The organism is Streptomyces justiciae, assembly GCF_015163075.1.
GTDB lineage: Bacteria > Actinomycetota > Actinomycetes > Streptomycetales > Streptomycetaceae > Streptomyces > Streptomyces justiciae.
Genome location: NZ_JADDXU010000004.1, coordinates 592,040 through 614,739, shown reverse-complemented (window position 1 = coordinate 614,739; position 22,700 = coordinate 592,040). Strand labels below are relative to the sequence as shown.

The 22,700-nt window shown below is 70.8% G+C and carries 18 protein-coding genes and 1 pseudogene; 6 read left to right on the top strand and 13 right to left on the bottom strand.

The window, feature by feature from the left end; genetic code table 11:
* Positions 1-8: 8 nt before the first annotated feature.
* Together IQ210_RS15230 and IQ210_RS15225 are read right to left on the bottom strand one after the other, a co-directional pair.
* A complete protein-coding gene (locus tag IQ210_RS15230) occupies positions 9-743 on the bottom strand; it encodes a D-Ala-D-Ala carboxypeptidase family metallohydrolase (protein WP_194079517.1) in 735 nt (244 codons plus the stop codon).
* A 235-nt stretch (positions 744-978) separates the two neighbouring features.
* Positions 979-1,434 carry a hypothetical protein gene (locus tag IQ210_RS15225; RefSeq protein WP_194079516.1) on the bottom strand — a complete coding sequence of 152 codons (456 nt, stop codon included), beginning with the start codon at positions 1,432-1,434 and terminating at the stop codon, positions 979-981.
* A 194-nt stretch (positions 1,435-1,628) separates the two neighbouring features.
* Here IQ210_RS15225 and IQ210_RS15220 point away from each other — a divergent pair, with 194 nt between their 5' ends.
* Positions 1,629-2,282 (top strand): hypothetical protein, encoded by a 654-nt coding sequence (locus IQ210_RS15220; protein ID WP_194079515.1) that lies wholly within the window; start codon positions 1,629-1,631, stop codon positions 2,280-2,282.
* A gap of 38 nt (positions 2,283-2,320) precedes the next feature.
* Here IQ210_RS15220 and IQ210_RS15215 read toward each other — a convergent pair whose 3' ends face one another.
* The 8 genes from IQ210_RS15215 to IQ210_RS15180 all read right to left on the bottom strand — a co-directional run bounded on the left by IQ210_RS15215 (position 2,321) and on the right by IQ210_RS15180 (position 11,595).
* Positions 2,321-3,130, bottom strand: a complete 810-nt coding sequence (locus tag IQ210_RS15215; protein WP_322656372.1) for an HAD hydrolase family protein — start codon at positions 3,128-3,130, stop codon at positions 2,321-2,323.
* The gene (locus IQ210_RS15210; RefSeq protein WP_194079513.1) at positions 3,108-5,108 is read right to left on the bottom strand and encodes a DUF2264 domain-containing protein; all 2,001 of its coding nucleotides are present in this window, start codon (positions 5,106-5,108) and stop codon (positions 3,108-3,110) included. Before IQ210_RS15210 ends, IQ210_RS15215 begins: the two co-directional genes overlap by 23 nt.
* 55 nt (positions 5,109-5,163) lie before the next feature.
* The gene (locus IQ210_RS15205; RefSeq protein ID WP_194079512.1) at positions 5,164-6,225 is read right to left on the bottom strand and encodes a LacI family DNA-binding transcriptional regulator; all 1,062 of its coding nucleotides are present in this window, start codon (positions 6,223-6,225) and stop codon (positions 5,164-5,166) included.
* A 56-nt stretch (positions 6,226-6,281) separates the two neighbouring features.
* Positions 6,282-7,931: a type 2 periplasmic-binding domain-containing protein gene (locus tag IQ210_RS15200; RefSeq protein WP_194079511.1), complete on the bottom strand. Its 1,650-nt coding sequence runs from the start codon at positions 7,929-7,931 to the stop codon at positions 6,282-6,284.
* 77 nt (positions 7,932-8,008) lie between these two features.
* Positions 8,009-8,896: a carbohydrate ABC transporter permease gene (locus IQ210_RS15195; protein ID WP_194079510.1), complete on the bottom strand. Its 888-nt coding sequence runs from the start codon at positions 8,894-8,896 to the stop codon at positions 8,009-8,011.
* Positions 8,893-9,747 (bottom strand): ABC transporter permease, encoded by an 855-nt coding sequence (locus IQ210_RS15190; RefSeq protein WP_194079509.1) that lies wholly within the window; start codon positions 9,745-9,747, stop codon positions 8,893-8,895. The genes IQ210_RS15195 and IQ210_RS15190 overlap by 4 nt, the downstream gene beginning before the upstream one ends.
* 218 nt (positions 9,748-9,965) lie before the next feature.
* Positions 9,966-10,976: a hydroxyacid dehydrogenase gene (locus tag IQ210_RS15185; protein ID WP_194079508.1), complete on the bottom strand. Its 1,011-nt coding sequence runs from the start codon at positions 10,974-10,976 to the stop codon at positions 9,966-9,968.
* A complete protein-coding gene (locus IQ210_RS15180) occupies positions 10,969-11,595 on the bottom strand; it encodes a GDSL-type esterase/lipase family protein (protein WP_194079507.1) in 627 nt (208 codons plus the stop codon). Before IQ210_RS15180 ends, IQ210_RS15185 begins: the two co-directional genes overlap by 8 nt.
* Positions 11,596-12,079: 484 nt before the next feature.
* Here IQ210_RS15180 and IQ210_RS15175 point away from each other — a divergent pair, with 484 nt between their 5' ends.
* The 5 genes and pseudogenes from IQ210_RS15175 to IQ210_RS15155 form a co-directional block, all read left to right on the top strand.
* Entirely contained in the window at positions 12,080-14,818 is a 2,739-nt protein-coding gene (locus IQ210_RS15175; RefSeq protein WP_194079506.1) for an exo-rhamnogalacturonan lyase family protein, read from the top strand.
* Positions 14,819-14,873: 55 nt separating this feature from the next.
* On the top strand, positions 14,874-15,992 hold the full coding sequence (locus IQ210_RS15170; protein ID WP_194079505.1) for a LacI family DNA-binding transcriptional regulator: 1,119 nt from the start codon (positions 14,874-14,876) through the stop codon (positions 15,990-15,992).
* 17 nt (positions 15,993-16,009) lie between these two features.
* Positions 16,010-17,347 carry a right-handed parallel beta-helix repeat-containing protein gene (locus IQ210_RS15165; RefSeq protein ID WP_194079504.1) on the top strand — a complete coding sequence of 446 codons (1,338 nt, stop codon included), beginning with the start codon at positions 16,010-16,012 and terminating at the stop codon, positions 17,345-17,347.
* A gap of 48 nt (positions 17,348-17,395) precedes the next feature.
* Positions 17,396-18,457: a rhamnogalacturonan acetylesterase gene (locus IQ210_RS15160; RefSeq protein WP_194079503.1), complete on the top strand. Its 1,062-nt coding sequence runs from the start codon at positions 17,396-17,398 to the stop codon at positions 18,455-18,457.
* Positions 18,458-18,468: 11 nt separating this feature from the next.
* A pseudogene (locus IQ210_RS15155) lies at positions 18,469-19,140 on the top strand (acetylxylan esterase); the annotation flags it as partial.
* 43 nt (positions 19,141-19,183) lie between these two features.
* On the opposite strand, the gene IQ210_RS15150 reads toward IQ210_RS15155, so the two are convergent.
* The 3 genes from IQ210_RS15150 to IQ210_RS15140 all read right to left on the bottom strand — a co-directional run bounded on the left by IQ210_RS15150 (position 19,184) and on the right by IQ210_RS15140 (position 22,473).
* Entirely contained in the window at positions 19,184-19,696 is a 513-nt protein-coding gene (locus tag IQ210_RS15150) for a hypothetical protein (protein WP_194079502.1), read from the bottom strand.
* Positions 19,693-21,399 carry a PHP domain-containing protein gene (locus IQ210_RS15145; protein WP_194079501.1) on the bottom strand — a complete coding sequence of 569 codons (1,707 nt, stop codon included), beginning with the start codon at positions 21,397-21,399 and terminating at the stop codon, positions 19,693-19,695. Before IQ210_RS15145 ends, IQ210_RS15150 begins: the two co-directional genes overlap by 4 nt.
* Before the next feature lie 327 nt (positions 21,400-21,726).
* Positions 21,727-22,473 (bottom strand): phosphotransferase family protein, encoded by a 747-nt coding sequence (locus IQ210_RS15140; protein ID WP_194079566.1) that lies wholly within the window; start codon positions 22,471-22,473, stop codon positions 21,727-21,729.
* Between the last annotated feature and the right edge of the window lie 227 nt (positions 22,474-22,700).

Sequence of the window (22,700 nt, the reverse complement as noted above, 5' to 3'; positions counted from 1 at the left end):
ACGCTCAGTCAGATGCCACAGGCAGGCGCGGACCAGTACGGCGAGGGGTCGAGCGCCACATGCGTGTGATCGTCGTGGTCCGGGTAGCCGGGGCCGAGGATCTCCGAGAAGCCGTGTGTACGGGCCTGCTGGGCGAGCCGGCACAGGCTCACCGAGCCGGTCAGGTCGGCCGCGTCGCCGTACAGGTGGCGGCTCGTCGATGATCCCCCGACCGCGCTGTTGCAGGCGTAGGAGCGAAAGCCGCTCGATATCGTGATCGGCACGTCGCCCAGCGCGTGGCGCATCGCCTCCAGTTTCCACATGGTCTTCAGGGCGTTGCCCTTCGCCGTGGCCGCGGAGACCGCGCCGCCCGACCAGTCGGCATTGCATTTGTTGAGTTCCGCGTAGCTGAAGTGGACCGGTGTGCAGTCCGCGTCCTGGAGGGCGTAGATCTTGGCGTAGGTCGCGGGGCCCGCCACGCCGTCGGCCGTCAGACCGTACGCCGATTGGAACTTGGCGACCGCGGCCGCGGTGCGTGCCCCGTACTGCCCGTCGTAGGACAGCCGCTCACCGGAGGTGACCCATCCGGCGACACGTATCTGCAGCTGTGTCACATCACTGCCGGACGTCCCCTGGGAGAGAGTGCGACCCCAGGTGTAGCAGTCATCCGCCGCGGCGGTACCCGCTCCGAAGCCGACCCCCACCACCACGCCTGACGCGATCATGACAAGCGAGGCAACCAAACGTGCCACCCGTACGAACATTCCGGCCTCCCGACCGCACGTCCCGAAACAGCGCCGACAAACGGATCGACTGCCACAGCGTGACCAGCCACCGCTCAGCGTGAGGCCGGTCGGCTACGCGCGTCAACCACGCGAACTCCCGCCACTTGTCCAGACCTTGGCGGGGCTGCCCCTGGGGCCGCCGGACGACCTGGCCGTGGGGCAAGGCTTGCGGTGGGATCAACTCCGCGGTTCACCCCACCGCGCGCCTCTCGCCTCAAATCCGGCCGCCGGTCAGGCGGGTGATCGGGCCGTGTGTGCGGCGACCCGCACGACGACCCGCCAGGTACGACGTGGCGCCCAGCGCCGACAGACCCGCACCCACACCGGCGACGACCGCCTTGCGATGGGCGATCAACGTCCACGTGGTTTTGGCCAGCGTCGCGGCCTGTCCCGAAGCGTCGATGACGGCCTGGCGGCCGGCCTGAACGCGCTCAGCCGTGCTGTTCACGACAGCGGTAGCCGTCCCGGCCGTACGTTCTGCCGCATCCACAGCTGCTGACGACGCGTCACCGGCCGTCTCGGCTGCCTTGTCTGCCGCCTTTGACGCGGGAGCGGTCGCCTTCGCCGTGGCGCGCCGGGCCTTGGCGGAAGGGGTCTGCCCGGCCTTGGAATCTCGATTCGTGTCGCTGTTCGATTGGTTCATGTATTGCGCGTTGCCGCCCACGCCCATGGCAAACACGCTCGGCCCGTGCGCATGCTCCGCGCCCCGACCTGCCGCCAGTCTCACGAGATTGCGCGGTGCCGGTCACCGATTCGCAACAGACGGCGCCAGGGTGATCGAATACGCCACGACGTGGCTGAATATGGTCTCTCCAGCTCACGCGGCCGCACAGGTGGCCGCGGCAACCACCCTCGGGGGACATCATGAAGGTCACGCATCGCCGCAGACAGATCGCGCTCCGGACGCTCGCGCTCAGCGCATGCGCGGCCGGCGTCCTGGCGCTCACCGCCTGCTCCTCCGACTCCCCGGATGCAGCCCCTACGACAACGGCCGCCGCTGCCTCGCCGGCCAAGGCCGGGAACGGCACCGAGGCGACCGCACCCGCCACCGCCGTGCCCGCCGGGAAGGTCTCGACACCGCCCGCCTCCAAGGCGACCCCTCCCCCGGCGTCCCCCACCTCGTCGATCGCCGGCTCGCCGAACGCCGCCGCCAGTGCCGAAGACGACGGCTGCGACCACAAGATGCCCATCTCACCGGACGAGATCGCCGTCTACCGCTACACACCCGAAGGCGGCTCCCTGAGCCTGATCTTCCGGCACGGCAACTGGGGCTGCGGCACCCCCGATTCCGACGGCGCCCCGTTCGAGACGGTCGGCAAGGAAACCTATCTGCCGCTGGACCAGGCCGCGTACATCACCGTCACCAACCCCATCGTGACCAGCACCGAGAACCAGCACATCGGCGTCCAGGAGTTCCTGGACTGGCTGGAGGCGCACCCCGACAGCGGACTGGTCTTCCAGTACCACGTGGGTGCGGACGGTGCCATCGACAGCCTCGAGCAGATCTTCACCCCCTGACACAGCCGAGGACGAACTCTCTTGCTGCGGTACGGCGTTCACGCCTCCAGCGGAGGCCGACGACGGCCACTCGAGGTGGCCGGCCCGTGTGCGGCGGCGACGAACTCTTCGAGTCGGCGTGCGACGCCGTCGGCGTCATTCGACGCGGCACGGAGTCGCGTGGCCGCCAGCACGGCCGGGTGCGCGTTGGCCATGGCGTAGGGCATGCCGACCGCTCGGAGCATGGGCAGGTCGTTGGGCATGTCCCCGAAGGCGGCGATCTCGTCTCCGCGGATGCCGAGTTCGGTGCTCCACGCGGTCAGGGTGCTTGCCTTGGTGACGCCGGGCGCGCTGAACTCCACCAGGGACAGTCCTGTGGAGTGCGTGGTCTCGGCGTGGTCGCCTGCTGCGTGCCGTGCCTGGTCGTGGAAGACGTCGAGGGGCAGCGTCCGGTGGTGGGCGAGGACCTTCAGTACCGGGCGGCTCGGCGGCCGGAACAGGAGTTCCTCGGCCGAGCCGATCAGGTCGACGCTGTCCTCGGCGTACGACCAGCTCGGGTAGGCCGGTTCGTGCCCGAAGTCGTGGTCGTACTCGAAGGCGAAGGACACGCCGGGCACCGCTCTCCGCACCCGTGCCACCAGTTCGGCCCCGTCGGCGGGCGGGATCGGCCGGGTCCGCAGCGTGGTGCCGTCGGGGGCGTACACGGCGGCCCCGTTGGCGGCGATGACGAAGTGCGGGCCGATGTCCGCGAGCAGGGTGGGTACAGCTCGGGGCGGGCGAGCGCCTGCGACGACTGAAGATGTTCCTCGCGTCGGCCAAGTCCGATGACGCGACCGCAGCGGAGGCTCAGAGGCGACATCGTGGCTCACCGGATTCCACGCGTTCACGTGCCGCTGTCATCAACTCCGGGTCCACCCGCACCCGGTGGCCGTCCGGGAAGCGGAGGTCCATCCCGCCGTCCGGCGAGGTTCGCACTCGGGCGCCGTGGCACAGCAGGTGTGTGTCATCGGTGAGTTGGGGGTCTCGGGTGAGGACGACGAGCGTGGCCAGGAGCAGGGTGCCGCCAGGATGGTGCGGGAGGACGAGTGCCGGGGTGGCGGAGTGCTGCCCGTAGGCGTTGAGTCCCGTCGCCTGGACAACGATGCCGTCGCGCGGCACCGCCGGTCCGTCCCAGCCGAGCCGGCCGGCCAGCGCCGAGGTCAGGCCGTCGGCGCGGCGGGCGACGACCCAGCCGGGGCCCGCCTCGACGGTGCAGGGCGTGTCGTCGTAGGCGAGTGACCAACCGGTCTCGCGGACCGTGGCGCCGGCCTCGGCGTGGACCAGGTGGACGCGGATCTCCCAGGCGCGGTGGACGGCGCTGATCGTGGCGATGGTCGCGGCCGCCCCGGGGGCGGTGCCGTCGTCGGTGTACCAGGAGGCGGCCAGCCCGCCGTCTGCCGTAGCCAGGCGGTGTATCCGTTGCCGTCGTGATTCGGCGGCGGCGTCGAGGACCGTGATGTGGTGGTCGACCGTGGTGGCGTGGTCGTCGGGCGGGGTCTGCGGGGCGGTCGCGGTGGAGTAGGCGAGCCGGGAGTAGTGGGGGCTCGGGGACGGTGTCGCGGGGGCGGGTGCCTGGCGGTCGCTGCCGTGGTTGACCAGGCGGACGATCCCGTCCGCGGCCGTGCTGTGCAGCAGCCAGCCGGGGCCGGGCAGGGCCAGCACCGTGTCGCGGGTCTCGACCGGTCCCGGCTCCTCGATCGCCGTCCACACGGGATGGGTGTCGGGCAGCAGCAGGCCGAGGAACGCCTTGGCCGCCCAGTACGGTGAGGCCGGCCCCGAGTAGGGCTGGGTGACGGGCAGGTAGGGGTGGTACCAGCCGAGGCTGAGCAGACCGTCGGGGCCGGGTACGCCGTGGTCGGTGAAGTGCTTGAGCGCGCCGGAGGCCAGGCGGCGGGTGCGGCCGGGGGGCAGGGGTGTGGCGTCGGTGAGCGCTCCGGCCCACAGGGCGGCGGTGGTGGCGTACCGGTAGGTCAGGGAGCGGCCTTGGTGCAGGGGTGCGCCGTCGGCGCCGAAGAAGTACTGGTGTGTGTCGAGGAAGGTGCGCAGGCGCCGGCGGTGGGTGGCCGTCAGGGCGGGGTCGGCGCGTTCGCCGGCGATCCGGGCCCACAGGACGGGATACAGGTGCAGGGCCCAGGCGTTGTAGTAGTCGAACTTCTGGCCGTCGCCGTCGGTGTACCAGCCGCCGCCGCGGTACCAGTCGTCGAGGCGGGCGAGCCCCGCGTCGATCTCGGCGCGGCTGTGGGGGGCGTCGACGGAGGCGAGGAACTCCTCCACCACCACTTGGAACAGGCGCCAGTTGGAGTCGTTGGCGGTGGCGCCCACGAAGTCCGTCAGCCAGTCGACGACCCGGCCGCGGATCCGGCCGTCGAGTTGGTCCCAGAGCCAGGGCCGGGTCTCGTGCAGGGCGATGGCCACGGACGCGGCCTCCACCATGGTCTGCGACCGGTCGTTGATGGCGGGCCAGTGCTCGGGGTGACGTGGATCGGTGCCCGCGGTGAGTCCGGCCGCGTAGCGCTCGATGAGCGGGGCTAGTTTCTCCCGCTCCCCCGCGCGTGAGGCTCCGGCGATGCGGAACGCGGCCAGCAGGAAGGAGCGGGCGTAGCCCTCGACGCCGTCGGACTGTTCGCCGGAGTAGCCGGTGCGGCCGGGCAGCCGGTACTGGGCCAGGCCTGGGGTGGCGTACGGCTGAAGCGCGTCGAGGAGGTGGTCGGCGGCGGTTTCCCAGTGGGCCCGGGTGTAGCCGGTGAGAGGTGAGAGGCGGTGGTCCGCGGGCGGCGGGGCGGGCGTGGTGACCGAAGGCGCGGTCATACGGGGGCGATTCCTCCGTTGGTCGGTGGGTCGGCGGCGCGGACTGCTCGTCGTCTCAGCGCGTCCTCGCTTCGTCGTCGGCAGGTCGTCGCGGTGCGGCCACGCTGTCCCGTACGACGATGTGGGAGCCCAGCACGAGGGGGGCGCCGTCGGTGTCCTCGGGGCCGCGCAGCGCCAGGCGCATGCCGGCGCGGCCGAGTTCCTCGGCGGGGGTGCGGACGGTGGTCAGGGGCGGGTCGAAGTCCTCGGCGAGGGGGATGTCGTTGTACCCGGCGACGGAGATGTCGTCGGGCACGCGCAGCCCGGCCTCGGCGATGGCGCGCAGCGCGCCGGCGGCGACCATGTCGTCGCCGGCGAAGACGGCGGTGAAGTCCCGGCGCCGGGCGAGTAGTTCGGCCATGGCGCGGCGGCCGGCCGCGCGGCCCAGTCCGCAGTCGACGACGTGTCCCGCCTCCGGTGGCAGGCCGTGTTCGGCGAGGGCGGCGCGATAGCCGCGGACCCGGGCGTCCAGGGCGGTGTTGCCGGGCAGGCCGCCGAGGAACACGATGCGCCGGTGCCCGGCGGACAGCAGATGGCCGGTCATGGCGTGCGCTCCGGCCTCGTTGTCGAACATGACGACCTGCACCGGGAGTTCGGGGTCCGGTGAGGGACGCCCGCACAGCACGAGGCGGGCGCCGGCCGCGTCGAGGGCGTGGGCGTAGCGGGCGATCCGCTGCCGGTAGGCGTCGTCCTCCACCACGCCGCCCACCAGGATCACCACGCGGGTGCCCTCTTCCCGCATGAGCTGCACGAAGTCCAGTTCCCGCTGGGGGTCGCCGCCGGTGGTGCCGACCATGCAGAGCCAGCCGTGGGCCGATGCCTCCGCTTCGACGCCTTCGGCGACATGGGCGTAGAACGGGCTGGTGACCTGGCGCAGGACGACGGCGACCGTCTTGCGGCCGGCACCGACCAGGGCGCGGGCGTGCGGGTTGGCGACGTAGTCGAGGGCGCGGGCCGCCCGCAGGACCTTGGCCCGGGTGGTGTGCGGCACGGGGTAGTTGCCGGTGAGCACCCGCGACACCGTGGCCATGGACACGCCGGCCCGCTCGGCCACGTCCCGGATCGTGACGCGTGGCATCTGGACCGCCTTTCTTCACACGAGAGCGATGGATCGGTGGGGTGCGCTCGCGCGGGTCATGCGTTCTGGGCGTGTTCCGCGGCGTATTCCTCGGCCATCTTGTCGCCTCCGCGCGAGCGCCAGTTCTTGACCACGGAGTCGAGTTCGGACAGCGGGGAGCGGCCGGCGACGACCGCGGTGACGGTGTCGTTGAGCAGGGCGTCGAGGGTGGCGCCCTGGGCGGTGTTGGTCGGCGACTGCAGGCCGAAGGCGGGGTTGCGGATGGCGACGGGGACGACCTTCTGCTGCCAGGCGTGCAGGGTCCGCACCACCTCGGGCATGCCGGGCACGAACAGCACCTGGGGGCCCTCGGCGAGGTAGCGGAAGGGCAGGTTGGTGATGTTCTCCACCTCGCCGAGCTTGGTCGCCTGCGGGGAGCCGTCCTTGCCGCGGGTGAAGTGGACGCCTTCGACGCCGTAGTGGAGGAGTTCGTACTCCTTGGTGCCGAAGGGGGCGGCGAGGTAGTCCAGGACGCGGAGCAGCAGTTGGATGCGTTCCTTCTTGGCCTTCTTGAGGATGGTGTACCCGAAGGAGCGGCGGGCGCCGACGACGCCGCCGGGGGTGCCGTCGACGCTGTACGGCAGCGCAAGCGCGGGCGTGATCAGGCCCTCGGCGTCGGCGAACAGGGTCGTGTAGGCGCCGAAGCCGTTCTGCAGGGAGCCGACCGTGCCGTTGAGGAAGAGGGTCTGCAGGTCGGGGGTGGACAGGGAGGTGGCGTCGGGGTGGTAGGAGCCGTTCTTGCGCAGCTGGGCCTGGAAGGCGACGGCCGCCTTCCAGCGCTCGTCGGTGCAGGCGGCGTGGAAGGTGCCCCGGGAGTCGACGGACCAGCCGTTGGGGGCGTTGTGGGCGGCGTTGTGCACGGCGTTGCCGAACATCGAGCCGGTCGCGGCGCCCAGCGCGTACTTCTTGCCCGCACTGGCCTTCTTCGCCACCGCCGCGAAGTCCTCGGAGGTCCAGCCGTCTTTCATGCCCGCGTCGGTGAACATGGTCTGGTTGAGGTACAGGGTGGAGCCGGGGACGGGCCGTTCCAGGGGGATGCCGTAGATGCGACCGCCGATGCGGCCCATGTCGTGCCAGGCGTGGGTGGGGAGGTTGGCGAGGTTGGGGTAGTCGGTGACGGCGTCGCCGGACAGGTGCGGGGTGAGGTCCTCGCCGAGCTTCTGCACGAACTGGGCTTCGCGGGGCAGGGTGTAGCCGGCGAACATGTTGATGATGTCGGGCAGGGAGTCGGGGTCGCCGGCCATCACGGTGGCCATCTTCTTCTGGTAGTCGGTCTGCGGGATGACCGTGTACTCGATCTTGACGCCGAGGGCCTTCTCGACCGCCTTCCAGTACTGGTTCTGCGCCTCCGCCTTGGGCGGGGTGCCGAAGCTGACCGACATGACCTTGATGGTGGAGCCGTCGCCCGGGGTGCGGGCGACCGAGGTGGTCAGGGACGCCGGGTAGGAGGTGTAGCCGGGCTGCACGCCCTCGGTGGTGGCGGCGAGGTCCGGCTTGGCCGCGGCGGCGGGCTTGTACGTCGGCCACGGGGCGAGCTTCTTGCCGGTGTTGGAGACGTCGTTGTCGCCGGAGGCGGTGGAGCAGGCGGTCAGCAGTCCGGGCACGGACAGGGCGGCTCCGGCCGTCACGGCGGAGCGCAGGACGGTGCGCCGGGAGACGTGGGACATGGCGAAGTGCCTTTCGGTGTGCGGCTCGTGAAAGGGGATCGGGAGGCCGGCGGCCTCGCTGCGGGCGGCGTCCGCGCTCAGCTCTTGATGGCGCCGGTCAGCACGCCCTTGGTGAAGTACTTCTGCAGGAAGGGGTAGACCAGCAGGATCGGTACGGTGGCGATCACCAGGACGGCCATCTGGATCGTCTGGGGGGCGTTGACCGCGCCGTCGCCGAGGGTGGTGTCGGTCATGCTGACGCCGGAGATGACGTACGTGCGCAGCACCTGCTGGAGCGGCCAGTGGTCGCTCTCCAGGTAGAGGGAGGCGTAGAACCAGGAGTTCCAGTAGGCCACCGCGTAGAAGAGTCCTACGACGGCCAGCGCGGCCTTGGACAGCGGCAGGACGATGGTGCACAGCACCCGCAGGTCCCCGGCGCCGTCGAGGCGGGCGGCCTCGTACAGCTCCTCGGGGATGCCCTGGAAGAAGCCGCGCAGGACCACCAGGTTGAACACGTTGATCAGCACCGGGAGGATCAGCGAGGCGTAACTGTCCAGCAGGCCGAGCTCCTTGACCAGCAGGAAGTTGGGGATCATGCCGGGCGGGAAGAGGAACGTGAACAGGATCAGCAGCAGTGCGGGCCGGCCGCCGAGGACGCCGGGGCGGGCGAGGGCGTAGGCGAGGGTGACGGTGCAGGCGAGGCTGAGCAGGGTGCCGACGACGGTCACGCCGGCACTGACGCCGAGGGCGTGGGTGACGATGCCGCCGTCGAGGATGTCCCGGTAGGCCTGGAGCGTGGGGCTGGTCGGCCACAGCACCCAGCCGCCGTTGGCGACGACCTCCTCCTGCGAGGCGAGGGAGGTGGAGACGATGACGAGGAACGGCACGCACACCAGGAGTACGACGGTGACCAGGGCCAGCACTTTCGCGGCCTGGGTGGCGGGCTTCGGCTTCTCCATCCAGCCGGGCCGGGCGGTAGCACTCACTTGTAGACCCCCTGCTCACCGAGGCGGTGCGCGACCTTGTTCGCGGCGTAGACGAGGAGGGCGCCGATGACGCCCTTGAACAGGCCTGCCGCCGCGGCGAATCCGTAGTCGCCGCCGACGATGCCCTGGTAGTACACGAAGGTGTCGATGATCTCGGCGGCCTGCGGGCCGACCGCGTCGCGCTGGAGCAGCATCTGCTCGAAGCCGACGGACAGGATGTCGCCCAGCCGCATGATCAGCAGCAGGATGACGACCGGCCGGATGGCGGGCAGGGTGACGTGCCAGAAGCGCCGCCAGGGGCCCGCGCCGTCGATCGCGGCGGCCTCGTACTGCTGCTCGTCGACCTGGGAGAGCGCGGCGAGGAAGATGATCGTGCCCCAGCCGGCGTCCTTCCAGACGACCTGGGCGACGACGAGCGGCTTGAAGGCGTCGGGGTTGCCGATGATGTCGACGGTGTGCAGCCCCATGCCGTCCAGGCCGGAGTTGAGCAACCCGGTGTCGCCGAGCACCTGTTGGAACAGGGCGACGACGATCACCCACGAGATGAAGTGCGGGAGATACGCCACCGACTGCACGAGTCGGCGGACGCTGCTCCAGGTCAGGCTGTGCAGCAGCAGCGCCAGGGCCAGCGGCACGGGGAAGTAGAACACGAGCTGGAGCAGGGCGATCCAGACGGTGTTGAACACCGCGTCCCAGAACGCCTGGTCCTCCAGCATGCGTTGGAAGTTCCCGGCCCCGGTCCACGGGCTGCCCCACAGCCCCTCGAACGGGATGTACTCCTTGAACGCGATGACGTTGCCGACCAGCGCGCCGTAGTGGAAGAGCACGAAGTAGGCCAGGCCGGGCACCATCAGCCAGAACAGTGCCCGGCTCCGGCGATCGCGAAAACGTATTCGCTCGGTCTTGGCGCCTGCCGGACGACGGAATGAACGCTTATCCGCCGATTTGGCAGGACGCTCACGCAGCAACGCTGCCACGGGAGCCTCCTTGGGGGAGGTAGGGAGTGAAGGGAAGTTAAAACGTTTTCAGACGCGGGTCAATGCTTCGGACGAGATGCATCAAGGTGAAGCTAGGCCCGCAGGTGCGCGGAGGCCGCCGACACGGTGTGCAGCAGCGGCAACCCCGTTGTCAGGCGCCGGAGTTCGTCGATGACGAGACGCCCCAGAGCCCGCCGTTCGGTGCCCACCGTTCCGGCGACGTGTCCGGTGAGCAGGACGTTCGGCAGCGTGTACAACCCCGATTGCGGCTCCGGGGGTTCGACCGCGGTGACGTCGAGCACGGCGAACAGGTCGGGCCGTTCGGCGAGGACCCGGATCAGGGCGGCCTCGTCGATGACGGCTCCGCGTGCGGTGTTGACGAGAGTCGCCCGGCGGGGCAGCAGGCGCAGCAGGTCGCCGCCGACGAGGTTCTCCGTGCGGCCCCGGATGAGCGGCGTGTGGATGCTCAACACCCGGGATCGGGCGACCAGTTCGGGCAGCTCGGCCACCCTGGTGACTCCCTCCACCGCGAAGACCTCGTCGTCCAGGTACGGGTCCCAGGCGAGGATCTCCGTGTCCAACCGGCGCAGCCGCTGGGCGGTCTTGCGGGCGACGGAGCCGAACGACACCAGTCCGACGGTCTGTTCACGGATGCCCGGGACGTCCTCCATCGGCGGCATGGCCCGGTCGGTGACGATACGCCGTGAGCGGCGGTGCACGTCCTTGAGCGCCAGGATCGTCTGGGCGTACACGTACTCGGCGACCGGCTCGTTGTTGGCGTCGGCCGCCGAGACCACGGTGATTCCGCGCTCCCACACCGCGTCGCCTGCGATGCGGCGCACGGAGCCGGCGGCGTGCAACACGGTGCGCAGCCGCGGCAGTTCGGCGAGAAGCTCGGTGGTCAGCGGGGGTGCCCCCCAGGAGGTGACGAGGACTTCGACCTCGCCGCGCCGGGGATGTGCGGCCAGGTCGTCACCGTGGGAGCAGCACGCCAACAGCTCGACGAGTCCGGTCAGTTCCGCCCAGGCGGTCGGGCCGAAGACCTCGTCCCGGAGGGTCGGCGAGAGCACCACGGCGGCGCCCGGGCGCCGGGTGCTAGCCAATTCGGGCCAGCCCGGTCCAGGCGGCGGCCAGCACCTCGTGCCCGCGTGCGGTGAGATGCACCCCGTCGTCGCTGATCAGGGCGGGGTCGCCGGCCTCGCGCGCCGCCTGGTTCAGCAGCCCGTCCGCCGCCAGCAGCGCGGCGTCGAACTCGGCGGCGAGCCGCCGGACCACGTGGATGCGCGGATCGAGGTCCTCACGCCAGGCCCACTGCTCGCGTCGTACGGGGATCAGGAAGGGCTCGATCAGCACCAGTTGGGTGCCGGTGCCCTGGAACGGGAGGAGCAGCTCGCGGTAGTCACGCGCGAAGTCGGCCGTCGACGTGGGGTCGTGGGCGTCGTAGCGGCGCCAGGTGTCGTTGATGCCCACCATCACCGACAGTACGTCCGGCTTGAGTTCGACGGCGTCGCGTTCCCAGCGGGCGCGCAGGTCGGCGGTGCGGTGGCCGCTGACGCCGCGGTTGAGGATGTTCGGCGTCGCGCCCGAGGCGGCGAAGTGCCGTGCCACGGCGGCGACATAGCCGTGCCCCAGGCTCAGACCGTCGGCGGGATCGCGGCCGGCCGCGGTGATGCTGTCGCCCTGGAACAGCAGGCGGGCGGACGGGGAAACGTCGAATGGCATGGGTCATCCCTGACAGGTGGGTGCGGGGAGAGGGGCGCCGGGCGGTACGGCTGTTGCGCGCCCTGCACAGATTGAACAGGCGACCTGGGGAAAGGGCCAGCATCAGTTCTGCTTGCTTCACATTGCTGCAACCAGGCCCGCCCGCCAGGCCGTTCGCCCCGATCCGGCCCCGGCGCCCCTGGAATTCCCGCACGTCGGGGCGGTTCGCCGCGGCGGCAGGGCGCGGTCATCCGCCGCGCACCGGCCATGAACCTCGGCGTCAGGTCTGGTTCATCCGAACCAACTGGTGTAAGCATGTCCACCGTCAGCCACAGCCGAGTCGGAATCGAGCCGCAAACGGTTCCACTCCTGGCCCTCGACGACGTCCCCCACAGCGCAACCATCCCACTCTCACGCCTGTCACGTGGTCGTCATTGCCGTACGTACGCCCTGAAAACGTTTTAAGCATCAGGGCCCTCACCCCGTCCTCAAGGAGTCGCCCACCGTGGTTCACCTCAGTCGACGCACCGTCCTCGCCTCGGCCGCAGCAAGCGGCGCCTCCGTCCTGCTGGCCTCGCACTCGGCAACCGCGCATGCCGCGCCCGCGGCAGCCGGCGACGCCGCCCCGGCCGCCGATCTCACCGGCCACGACCCGGTGACCCTGCGGTGGCTGGAGGGCGGCACCCCCGCGGAACTCGCCGCGGGCACCACCTGGGGCGTCCCCTGGCCGCGCGGAGCCTTCGCTCCGGACCAGGAGTTCTCCCTGACCAGCGACTCCGGCACACCCGTGCCCGTACAGACGTGGCCGACAGGCTGGTGGCCGGACGGCTCGGTGAAGTGGACCGCCCACGCCGTCGCCGACGCGGGGCCTCGCGGAGAGACGTACCGCCTCGTGGCAGGCAGCCCCAAGTCCCCCGAGAAGCCGGTGCGCGTCACGAGCGACAGCGGCACGGTCGTCGTCGACACCGGCGTCGTCCAGGTCACCTTCGGGAAGTCCGGCAACGACCTGATCAAGTCGATCAGACGCGGCGGCACCGAGATCGCCACGTCCGGCCGGCTCATCGCCTCCCGCCAGGACAGCGCGTCCGGCGAGTCCGCCACCGTCAGATCCGAGACGTTCACCAGCACCGTCAAGGCCGTGCACGTGGAGCAGGACGGCCCCGTCCGCGCCGTCGTCCGCGTCGAGGGCAAGCACCGCAAGGGGCTGCGCTCCTGGCTGCCGTACACCGTCCGCTTCTACCTCTACGCCGGGTCGGACGCCATCCGCGTCGTGCACACCTTCGTCTTCGACGGCAACGAGCAGAAGGACTTCGTCAACGGGCTCGGCGTGCGCTTCTCCGTCCCGATGCGCGGGGAGCTCTACAACCGGCACGTCCGCTTCGCCGGTGACGGCAAGGGCGTCCTCGCCGAGGCGGTCCAGGGCATCACCGGGCTGCGCCGCGACCCGGGCGCGGCCGTGCGCACCGCCCAGTACGAGGGCAAGGCCACGCCGGACGCCGCGAGTTGGGACACCCGGGTCACCAGTCGGCTCCAGTGGATCCCCGCCTGGGGCGACTACCGCCTGTCCCAACTGAACGCGCACGGCTTCGAGATCCACAAGCGCACCAAGGAGGGCCACTCCTGGATCAGAGCCGACGGTGGCAAGCGCGCCGAGGGCCTCGCCTACGTCGGCTCCCCCACCGGCGGGCTGGCCTTCGGCATGCGCAACTTCTGGCAACTGCACCCCACCGAGCTGGAGATCACCGGCGCGGCGAGCGACACGGCCACCGCCACGGTCTGGATGTGGTCGCCCCGCGCCGGCGCGATGGACCTGCGCTTCTACCACGACGGCGTGGGCGAGGACACCTACGACAAGCAGCTGGACGCCCTGGAGATCACCTACGAGGACTACGAGCCCGGCTTCGGCAGCCCCTACGGCGTCGCCCGCACCACTGAGCTGACGTTCTGGGCGCTGGAGGCCACGCCCACCGCAGAGCGGTTCGCCGCGCTCGCCGCAGCCAACGCCACCCCGCCCCTGATCGTCAGCAGCCCCGAACACCTCCACTCCGCGGGCGTGTTCGGCTCCTGGAGCCCGGTCGACCGCTCGACGGCCGCGAGGAAGACGATCGAGGACCGCCTTCAGCAGATGCACACGTATCACCGCGAGCAGGTCGACCAGCGCTCCTGGTACGGCTTCTGGGACTACGGCGACATCATGCACACCTACGACGGCACGCGGCACACCTGGTGCTACGACGTCGGCGGCTACGCCTGGGACAACTCCGAGCTGTCCACCGACATGTGGCTGTGGTACCACTACCTGCGCACCGGCGACGCCGACGCGTTCCGCTTCGTCGAGGCGATGAGCCGTCACACCAGCGAGGTCGACGTCTACCACCTCGGCAAATACGCCGGCCTCGGCACCCGGCACGGTGTGATGCACTGGGGCGACAGCGCCAAGCAGGTCCGCATCAGCAACGCCGCCTACCGGCGCTTCCACTACTTCCTCACCGCCGACGAACGCATCGGCGACATCCTGCACGACCTCGTCGACTGCGACCGCACCTTCCTGGTCCTGGACCCCGGCCGCAAGATCCGCGAAGGGGCCTACGAGCCCGACCCGAAGGCGCTCGGCATCAGCACCACCACCGACTGGGGCGCCCTGGCCATGGCGTGGCTCGCCGAATGGGAACGCAACGGCGACCCGATCGCCAGGACCAAGCTCCTCAACAGCGCCACCACCATCGCGGCCCTGCCCAACGGCTGGGCGCAGGGCGGGGACATCCGCTACAACCTCGCCGACGGCACGTACAGCGGGCCCACCGAGAAGTCCGTCTCCGTCGGCGCGCTGAGCAGCGTGTTCGGTCTGATCGAGGTGATGACCGAGCTGATCGGCCTGGTCGACCTGCCCGAGGTCAAGGCCAAGTGGACCGAGTTCTGCCGCCTCTACAACGGCACCAAGGCCGACCAGATCGCCGCCACCGGCTCCAGTTGGGGCAGCCTCAACCTGGGGCAGGCCTACGCACGCACCACCGCCTACGCGGCGAAGCAGCTCGACGACAGCGCCCTCGCCGCCCGCGCCGTGACCGAGCTGCGCAAGGGCGCGGCGGGCTACCCCGACAGTCTCTCCTTCGCCACCAAGCACTACGAGGGGCCCGCCGTCCTCAACCCCGTCGACGAGGCACCGCTGTCCACCAATGCCAGTGCCCAGTACGGCCTGGCGGCGATCCAGTGTCTGGCGCTCGTGGGCGACGCGATCGGCTAGGCGTGCTGTTCGGACACGTTGGCGAGCCACGGTCCCGGCCACGGAAGGAGGAGCCATGCCCGACGTACTCGTCGACTCCCGACGCAGGCAGCTCGTCGGCGCGCTCGAGGCGTCCGGCGGACGCAAGGTGGTCGATCTCGCGGCGCTGCTGCGTGTGTCGCGGGCGACGGTACGCCGCGACCTCATCGACCTGGAGCGCCGCGGGCTGGTCGTCCGGGTGCGCGGCGGCGCCCTGCCGGCCGACACCACGCCACCCTCACCCGCCCCACTGCCTGCGGAGACCCACGTCATCGGCCTGATCGTGCCCTCGGCCAGCTACTACTACCCCCAGGTCATCGACGGCGTGCAGACGGAGGCCGCACGACGGGGCGCGCGGGTCGTCATCGGGCTGAGCGGCTACGCCCACGAACACGACGCGCAGCGCATCGACGAACTCCACCGCTCGGGCGCCTCCGGGCTGCTGATCGCCTCCCCGCACGGACACGGCCTCGCCCCCGACACCTACGCCCGGCTCGCGGCCACGGGCCTGCCGTTCGCCCTCATCGAACGCAGGCCGCCCAATCCGTTCCTGCCCTGCGAGTTCGCCGTCACCGACCACCGCCAGGGCGTCTACGCGGCGATCCGGCACTTCGCCGAGCTGGGGCACGAAGGCGTGGCCCTGTTCACCAACGGCAGCCCCACCGCTGCCCTGTTGCGCCAGGGCCACTCGGCCGCGGTGCGGCACCTCGGGCTCACCCCCGGGGTGCCGGTCGTCGACAGCGGACGGCCGGCCCAGGGTTCGACCGAGGCGGCGCCGCACTACGACGTCTTCCTCGACGCCTGCCGTGACACGGGCGTCCGGGCCGCGCTGGTGCACTCCGACCACGACGCCATCGAACTGCTGCGCCGCATGGCCTCCCGCGGTCTGCGCGCCCCGGACGACCTCGCCCTGATCGCCTACGACGACGAGATCGCCGAACTCGCGGACGTCCCCCTCACCGCGGTCGCCCCACCCAAGCACGCGGTCGGCTCCCAGGCCGCCGCCCTGCTGCTGGACCGCCTTGACCACGCCGCACGCGGCACCACCCCGGCACCCGTCCGGCAGGTGCACCTGCAACCGTCGCTCGTCGTCCGGGCCTCCTGCGGCGCCCGCCCCACCGCACGCACCGCTCCCCCACCGTCTACAAAGGAGTAGATGTGACACCCACGCGTATGAGAAGCACCAGGCTCACCCCACCCCGCACCTTCGCGGTGGCCGCCGTCGTCTGCGCTGCCGCCGGAGTCGTCGTCCCGCCCTCGGCACACGGCGCGACGGCCCAGGTCTACTACGTCTCCCCCGCCGGCAGTGACAGCGCCGCCGGGACGAAGTCGGCCCCCTGGGCGACCATCGCCCACGCACAGAACGTCGTCCAGCCGGGCGACACCGTGTACTTCCGCGGGGGCACCTACGCCTACACCCGGGCCAACAGCGCCTGCGCGAGCCAGACGGCACGTGTCGACGCGATCACCCTGAGCAGGAGCGGCACGGCGGCGGCCCCCATCCGCTACTGGGCCTACCCGGGCGAGAGGCCGGTGTTCGACTTCTCCGGCATGCGCGACGACTGCCGTATCAAGGGCTTCGACGTCACGGCCGACCACCTGCACCTCAAAGGGCTGGAGGTCACGGGCGTCCCGCAGAACAACGAGCTCAACCACGAGTCCTGGGGCATCTGGATCTCCGGCAGCGACAACACCTTCGAACTCCTCGACCTGCACCACAACATGGGGCCGGGTCTCTTCATCCAGGACGGCGGCGGCAACCTCGTCCTGAACTCGGACTCGCACGACAACTACGACGCCCACAGCTCCGGTGGTGCGGGCGAGAACGCCGACGGTTTCGGCGCCCACATCCCGGCGGGCAATCCCGGCAACGTCTTCCGCGGCTGCCGGGCCTGGTGGAACTCCGACGACGGCTTCGACCTGATCCGCGCGTTCTCGTCCGTCACGATCGACAACTCCTGGTCCTGGCGCAACGGTTACCTCCCGCAGACGACCACCGCCGCCGGAAACGGCGTGGGCTTCAAGGCCGGCGGCTACGGCGGCGGCTATGTCGAGGGCGGCGCCAAGCACACCGTCAGCAACTCGGTCGCCTTCGCCAACCGGGCCTCCGGCATCTACGCCAACCACCACACCGTCGCCAACGACTACTTCAACAACACCAGTTACGCCAATCACCCCGACTTCAACATGCTCGGTGTCGCCCCCGACGGCAACAACACAGGCCTGGGCGTCCTGCGCAACAACATCGCCTACGGGGGCACGCTCACGTCGAACATGACGGGCACGGACTCGGCCCACAACACGTGGAACCTGGACGTCACCCTGTCGGACACCCAGTTCAAGAGCGTCTCCACGACCGGCTGGGACGCGCCCCGCAACGCCACCGGCAGCCTGCCCGTCCTGCCCAACCTCCGACTAGCGGACACCAGCACCCTCATCGACCAGGGAGCGGACGTGGGCCTGCCCTACCGTGGCGCGGCACCGGACCTGGGCGCCTTCGAGGCCCGCTGACTCAGCGTCCCCACCCCACCAACACCCCTTTTCGGAAGGACGTTCACCATGAGTTCGCTCCGCCCTGCCCGCAAGACCGCCGGTGGCCTCGCGCTGCTGACCGCCCTCACCGCGCTCACCGCGGTCACGGCCCAGCCCGCCTCCGCCCACGGGTCGGCGTGGCCGTCCCCGGCGTCCCACTGCACGGGCACCGCGCCCGTCGTCTGCCACTTCGACGTCCCGCCGGGGACCTACGACGTCTCCGTGCTGCTCGGCGGTGACACGGCCGGCAGTACCTCGGTGAGCGCGGAGCAGCGCCGCGCGGTGCTCGGCGAGACCGTCACCGCGGCCGGCGACCGGGCCCACCGCAGCTTCACGGTGGACGTCCGTGCCGTGGAGGGCGAGCCGACCGGCGAGGTCGGCAGCCCCGGCCTGGACCTGCGCTTCGAGGGCTCGGCCCCGCGGATCGCGGGCCTCAAGGTCACCCCGGCGACGCATGCCCGGCAGATCCTGCTCGCCGGCGACTCCACCGTCTGCGACCAGCCCCTGGAGCCGTACACCGGCTGGGGACAGCAACTCCCCCAACTGCTGCGCCGCGGCATCTCGATCGCCAACCACGCCGACTCGGGCGAGAGCACGGTCTCCTTCCTGGCGAACCCGCTCCTGTTCGACCAGTTGGAGACGAGCATCCACGACGGCGACCTCGTCCTCATCCAGCTCGCCCACAACGACAAGACCACCACCGCCGACGTGTACCGCGCCAACCTCACGGCCATGGCCGAACGGGTCGAGGCACACGGCGGGCAACCGGTCTTCGTCACGCCCATCGTCCGCCGCCGCTTCAACTCCGACGGCACCCTCAACTCCGTGGCGCTGCATGTGATGGCGGCGGACCTTCCGAACGAAATACGGTCCCTCGCCGCGCAGTTGGGCGTCCCACTGGTGGACCTCACCCAGATGAGCAAGGACCTCGTGGAAGGCCTGGGCGTCGAGGCCTCCAAGGACCTGTACCTGACCAACATCAACGGCGACAACACCCACACATCGGCCTACGGGGCAAAGACGTTCGCCGGCCTGGTCCTCGGCGAACTGGAACGCCAGGGCCTGGTCCCCGAGCGCCAGGTGCGCTGAGCCGACTGCCCGAGGTGTACGACGTGACGTTCAACGGATTCGGCGGCCACCCGGTGAAGGGCCGGCTGACGATCCCCGCCCGGACCACCACGCCGCTCCCTGTGGTGGTCCAGTTCATCGGCTACGGAGGGGGCCGCGGGCTCCCTCACATGCATCTGCTCTGGCCCGCCGCGGGCCGGGCCCACTTCGTGATGGACACCCGTGGACAAGGCGCCCGCATGGCCGGCGGGGACACACCGGACCCGGTCGGCTCGGCACCCTCGTACCCCGGCTTCATGACGCGCGGCATCGAGTCGCCGCACGACTACTACTACCGCCGTGTCTTCACCGATGCCGTCCGCGCCGTGGAAGCGGCGCGCTCGCGGCCGGCGGCACCAACGGCATCCCCTATGGCGATCGCCGTCCACCGCACGCGGGCCACACAGGTCCACGAGACCCTCTCCTATTTCGACGGCGTCCACTTCGCCGCCCGAGCCAAGGCCCCGGCCCTCTTCTCAACGGCCCTGGAGGACCAGGTCGCACCGCCGTCCACGGTCTTCGCCGCCTTCAACGCCTGGTCGCACCCGGACAAGCAGATCAACGTCTACGGGTTCAACGCCCACGAGGGCGGTGGCCCACATCAGGAGGCGGCAGCCTTGCGCCGGCTGACCGCTGGGCCGGCAGGCCGGGGACGAGTGTGCTGACCGCAGCCGGCTGGTGTTGGGCCACTGATTCCGGTGTGCGGTGTCAGTGGTCCGCGCAGCACGGAGTCGGCTCCGGCACCTCGAACGGGACCAGCACTCCCCCAGCCGCCGGCACGGCCGCCAGGACGAGTTCGCCGTCCTGCCACTGCGGGCGAACGTGATCGCGGGTCACCAGCAACGTGCCGGGAGCGGGCGGGCCGGGGGTGCCCAGTACCGTCACGCGGTCGATCGCCGAGCGTGTGAGCAGTTCCGCGATCGTCAGTGTGCCGGTGACGGCGGCGGCCCCCGGGTAGAGGACGGCACGGCCCACCGGGTCGGGCAGACCGTCGCGCACGTCATGGCCTCGCGCGGCGAGCCGCTCCCGGACGGTGCTCAGGAGCGGCTCGGACGGCACGGCGAGGGAGAGCGCGACGCGCGGACGGTCTCCCCGTACCAGGTGCGTGCAGCCGAACACGCCCTCGGGGAGGGCGAGTTCGGTGGCCAGCTCCTGGAGCAGGTGATCGCCCGCGCGCAGCTCCCGGACGCCGGGGTCCAGCGTGAGTGCGTACGGCGTCACGACGGCAGGACCCAGATCGGGTTGGAGTAGAACCACAGGTCGAGCCACGGGTCGGCGTCACCCACGACGTCGATGGCCGGGCCCGCCGGGTCGACGGCCGCGCCCATCGCTCCGACGGCGGTCCGGTTGCCGTCGCTGCCGCGCAGACGGACGTACAGCGGCCGGTCCACCCGGCCGAGCTGGTAGGTCAGCCGGACGACGCCGGAGGACTTGTCCACCTCGTAGGAGCGCACCACCTTCGCCGTCGGCGCGGTGAACGTGTCCTTGTCCGCGACCGGCCCGGTGACATCGCCCTGGATGACGTCCACGCGCGCCGGCTTGGGCACGTAGCCGGCCCAGTTGGGGCCGCCCGCGAGCGCCACGTCGACCGTCAGCGTGACGCTCGTGCCCTTCTTCACGTGCAGGGCGCCGCCCAGCGTGGCCCACCGGCCGCCGCCCGCGACCCTGGCGTCCAGGCCGTCGAGGAGCTGTCCGTGGTCGACCCAGACCCGGCCGGCGCGGATGCCGTCCATGACCGCGGCGTAGGAGAAGCCGTCGGCTCCCACGTGGGTACGGCTGTACTGGCCGGGCCAGTAGTCGCCCTGCGTGATGTCGATCTTGCCGCCGTAGACCGGGTCCTCGTAGCGGCCGTTGGCGTTGAAGTCGCCGCCGGGCCCGCGCACCGCGGTGTCGCCGTAGACCTGGTGGCTGTCGCTGTTGGCGGTGATCCACCACGGCTTGCCCTCGGCGAGGAGGCTGTCCCACAGTCCGCCGACGGTGGCGGTCATCCAGTCGAAGCCGCCCCAGGTGCGGTAGCTCTCCAGGGGGTAGCCGGCGAAGGAGTTGGCGCTGGGGCTGTTGTCGTAGATGCCGCGGGCGCGGGCCATGCCCAGGGGCGCGGGCAGTCCGGCGGCCTGATGGCCGGGGGCGCTCTCGAAGCCGACGGCTATCTGCCGGCCCGAGCCGGTGGCGTCACGCCAGCCGCGGATCTCGTGCGGGGAGTCGACACCGCGCCGCGCCGGGTGGTTGGCGAGCATCAGCGCGTCCTTCACCTTGCGCCGCTGCACCTGCTCGGCGAGGAAGTTCAGGCCCGCGACGGCCAGCGCCTCGTTGGCGGGCGTGGAGTCGCTCGCGCTCTTCACGCTGCCGTCGTAGTCGGTCTCGAACTGCTTGAGGACGGCGACCTCGTTCTTGCCGGGGTGCACGAAGACGGTGCCGTGCTCGGCGGCCGGGATGTTCCACTCCAGGCCCTGGAAGACGAGCGTGTCCTCGTAGGCGGCACGGGCCTGCCTGATGTCCGGGTTCACCTTGTCGACGCCGATCTTGGCGTGCGTCGCGCTGCCGTGATCGGTGATGACCATCCAGTCCAAGCCGTGCCGGGCGCCCTGGCGGACCTGGTCGACGACGCGGTACTTGCCGTCGCTGCTGTACTGGGTGTGGATGTGGTGGTCACCGGCCAGCCACAGGAAGCCCTGGGACCGTCGGCCGCCGGAGGCGGGAGCGGCGGCTGCCGGGGTGGCGGCGGCAAGGACGTTACCGGCGGCAAGTCCCGCCCCGAGCAGCCCGGCCCGGCGCAGCAAGGTGCGGCGGGACTGCTGCTCGGGGGTGAGGGCCTCGTCGGGCACGGAGGTGTCGAATGCGGCGGGCAGGGCGGAAGCCGCCTCGTGCGCGTGACCGTGACTGTGGTCGTGATCGTGACTGTGGTGGTGATGTCCGTGTCCCATGACGCCTCCTGGTTGCCGCTGCCTTCCACGGCTGCCTCCCGCCGCGCGACCGCGCCGCGTGTGTGGAGGATCAAGGCGACAGATGAACGGCGAACGAGCGGGAAGTGACCGCCGAACACCCCACACGCGGCATATCACCACACCTGCCCCGACAACCCCAACGCCCCATACACAGCGAGCCGTTGACCGAACACCTCAACGACGCACCAAGGGCGAGCGAGCGCTTCTCACGGTCCATGAGAATCTGCGGCCCGGCCATGGCGATTGCGCTGAGCACGTCGACGGCTGGTCAAGCACTCCCGCAGCGCCGTCATGGCTTCGCGGACCTCACATCCGGGATTTCAGCACGTCGACCTCACAGCCCGGCGCGAAGGGGTCGAAGCCGTGCTCGACCAGCCAGCGAACTCCCAGCAGACTGCGCAGCGACCACCATGCACGGATCACGTCGAGGTCGATGTCGGTGCCGTATCCGGCGATGACGTCGTCAAGGTGCTCGGGGTGTCCGATCGTCAACGTGGCGAGGTCGGACAGGGCGTCACCCCGGCCCGCCTCGGACCAGTCGATGATGCCCGTGACCTCGTCGGCGTCGACGAAGACGTGGTCGATCTGGAGGTCGCCGTGCGTGAACGCGGGAGTCCACTGCCGGATCGCGGCTTCGGCGACCTGACGGTTACGGGTGACCAGGTCGGCGGGGAGGACGCCGCTCGCCACGAGCAACTCGCATTCGCCCTCGAGTTCCGTCAGCAATTCGTCGGGACCCCGGCGGCGCTGGCCGACCCAGGGCGGCAACGGCGCTTCGTGCAGCTTCCGAACGGCGGCGCCGACCGCGGCCCACGCCGCCGGCGACGCGGTCGACGGCTTGCCGAGACGACCGAGCGCCGTGCCCGGCACGGCGGCGATCGCCAGCACGGGCGGCTTGCGCCACAGGACCTCCGGGGTCGGGACCGGCGCGAGAGCCATCGCCTCGACCTCGACGTCGATGCGCGCCTGATCGGCATCCACCTTCAGGAACACGTCACCGACGCGCAGCGTCGCACGCTCGGAATGGGCGACGACGACTTCGACCTCATCCATGTCCATGGGCGACCAGTATCCAGGGGATGATCGCCGATATCGCCGGGTTTTCGGCACTTTCGTGTTCGTCGAGGCGGGCGATGAGCCGACGGAGTCGGTGCAGCGGTCGTAACAACACACATCAGCCACCAGTCGGCGCAGAGCGCGGCGACCGGCACCATCAGCCGCAGCACCCCGGCCGACCAGCAGCCAGAACCCCACGACCACGATCAGGGCGGTGGTGCAGA

Excerpts from the sequence above, each read along its gene's own strand:
- IQ210_RS15165 (WP_194079504.1), top strand. The coding sequence starts at position 16,010 with ATGAGAAGCACCAGGCTCACCCCACCCCGCACCTTCGCGGTGGCCGCC.
- IQ210_RS15200 (WP_194079511.1), bottom strand. The coding sequence starts at position 7,931 with ATGTCCCACGTCTCCCGGCGCACCGTCCTGCGCTCCGCCGTGACGGCC.
- IQ210_RS15190 (WP_194079509.1), bottom strand. The coding sequence starts at position 9,747 with ATGGTGCCCGGCCTGGCCTACTTCGTGCTCTTCCACTACGGCGCGCTG.
- IQ210_RS15230 (WP_194079517.1), bottom strand. The coding sequence starts at position 743 with ATGTTCGTACGGGTGGCACGTTTGGTTGCCTCGCTTGTCATGATCGCG.
- IQ210_RS15170 (WP_194079505.1), top strand. The coding sequence starts at position 14,874 with ATGCCCGACGTACTCGTCGACTCCCGACGCAGGCAGCTCGTCGGCGCG.
- IQ210_RS15210 (WP_194079513.1), bottom strand. The coding sequence starts at position 5,108 with ATGACCGCGCCTTCGGTCACCACGCCCGCCCCGCCGCCCGCGGACCAC.
- IQ210_RS15180 (WP_194079507.1), bottom strand. The coding sequence starts at position 11,595 with ATGCCATTCGACGTTTCCCCGTCCGCCCGCCTGCTGTTCCAGGGCGAC.
- IQ210_RS15160 (WP_194079503.1), top strand. The coding sequence starts at position 17,396 with ATGAGTTCGCTCCGCCCTGCCCGCAAGACCGCCGGTGGCCTCGCGCTG.
- IQ210_RS15205 (WP_194079512.1), bottom strand. The coding sequence starts at position 6,225 with ATGCCACGCGTCACGATCCGGGACGTGGCCGAGCGGGCCGGCGTGTCC.
- IQ210_RS15220 (WP_194079515.1), top strand. The coding sequence starts at position 1,629 with ATGAAGGTCACGCATCGCCGCAGACAGATCGCGCTCCGGACGCTCGCG.
- IQ210_RS15145 (WP_194079501.1), bottom strand. The coding sequence starts at position 21,399 with ATGGGACACGGACATCACCACCACAGTCACGATCACGACCACAGTCAC.
- IQ210_RS15140 (WP_194079566.1), bottom strand. The coding sequence starts at position 22,473 with ATGGATGAGGTCGAAGTCGTCGTCGCCCATTCCGAGCGTGCGACGCTG.
- IQ210_RS15225 (WP_194079516.1), bottom strand. The coding sequence starts at position 1,434 with ATGGGCGTGGGCGGCAACGCGCAATACATGAACCAATCGAACAGCGAC.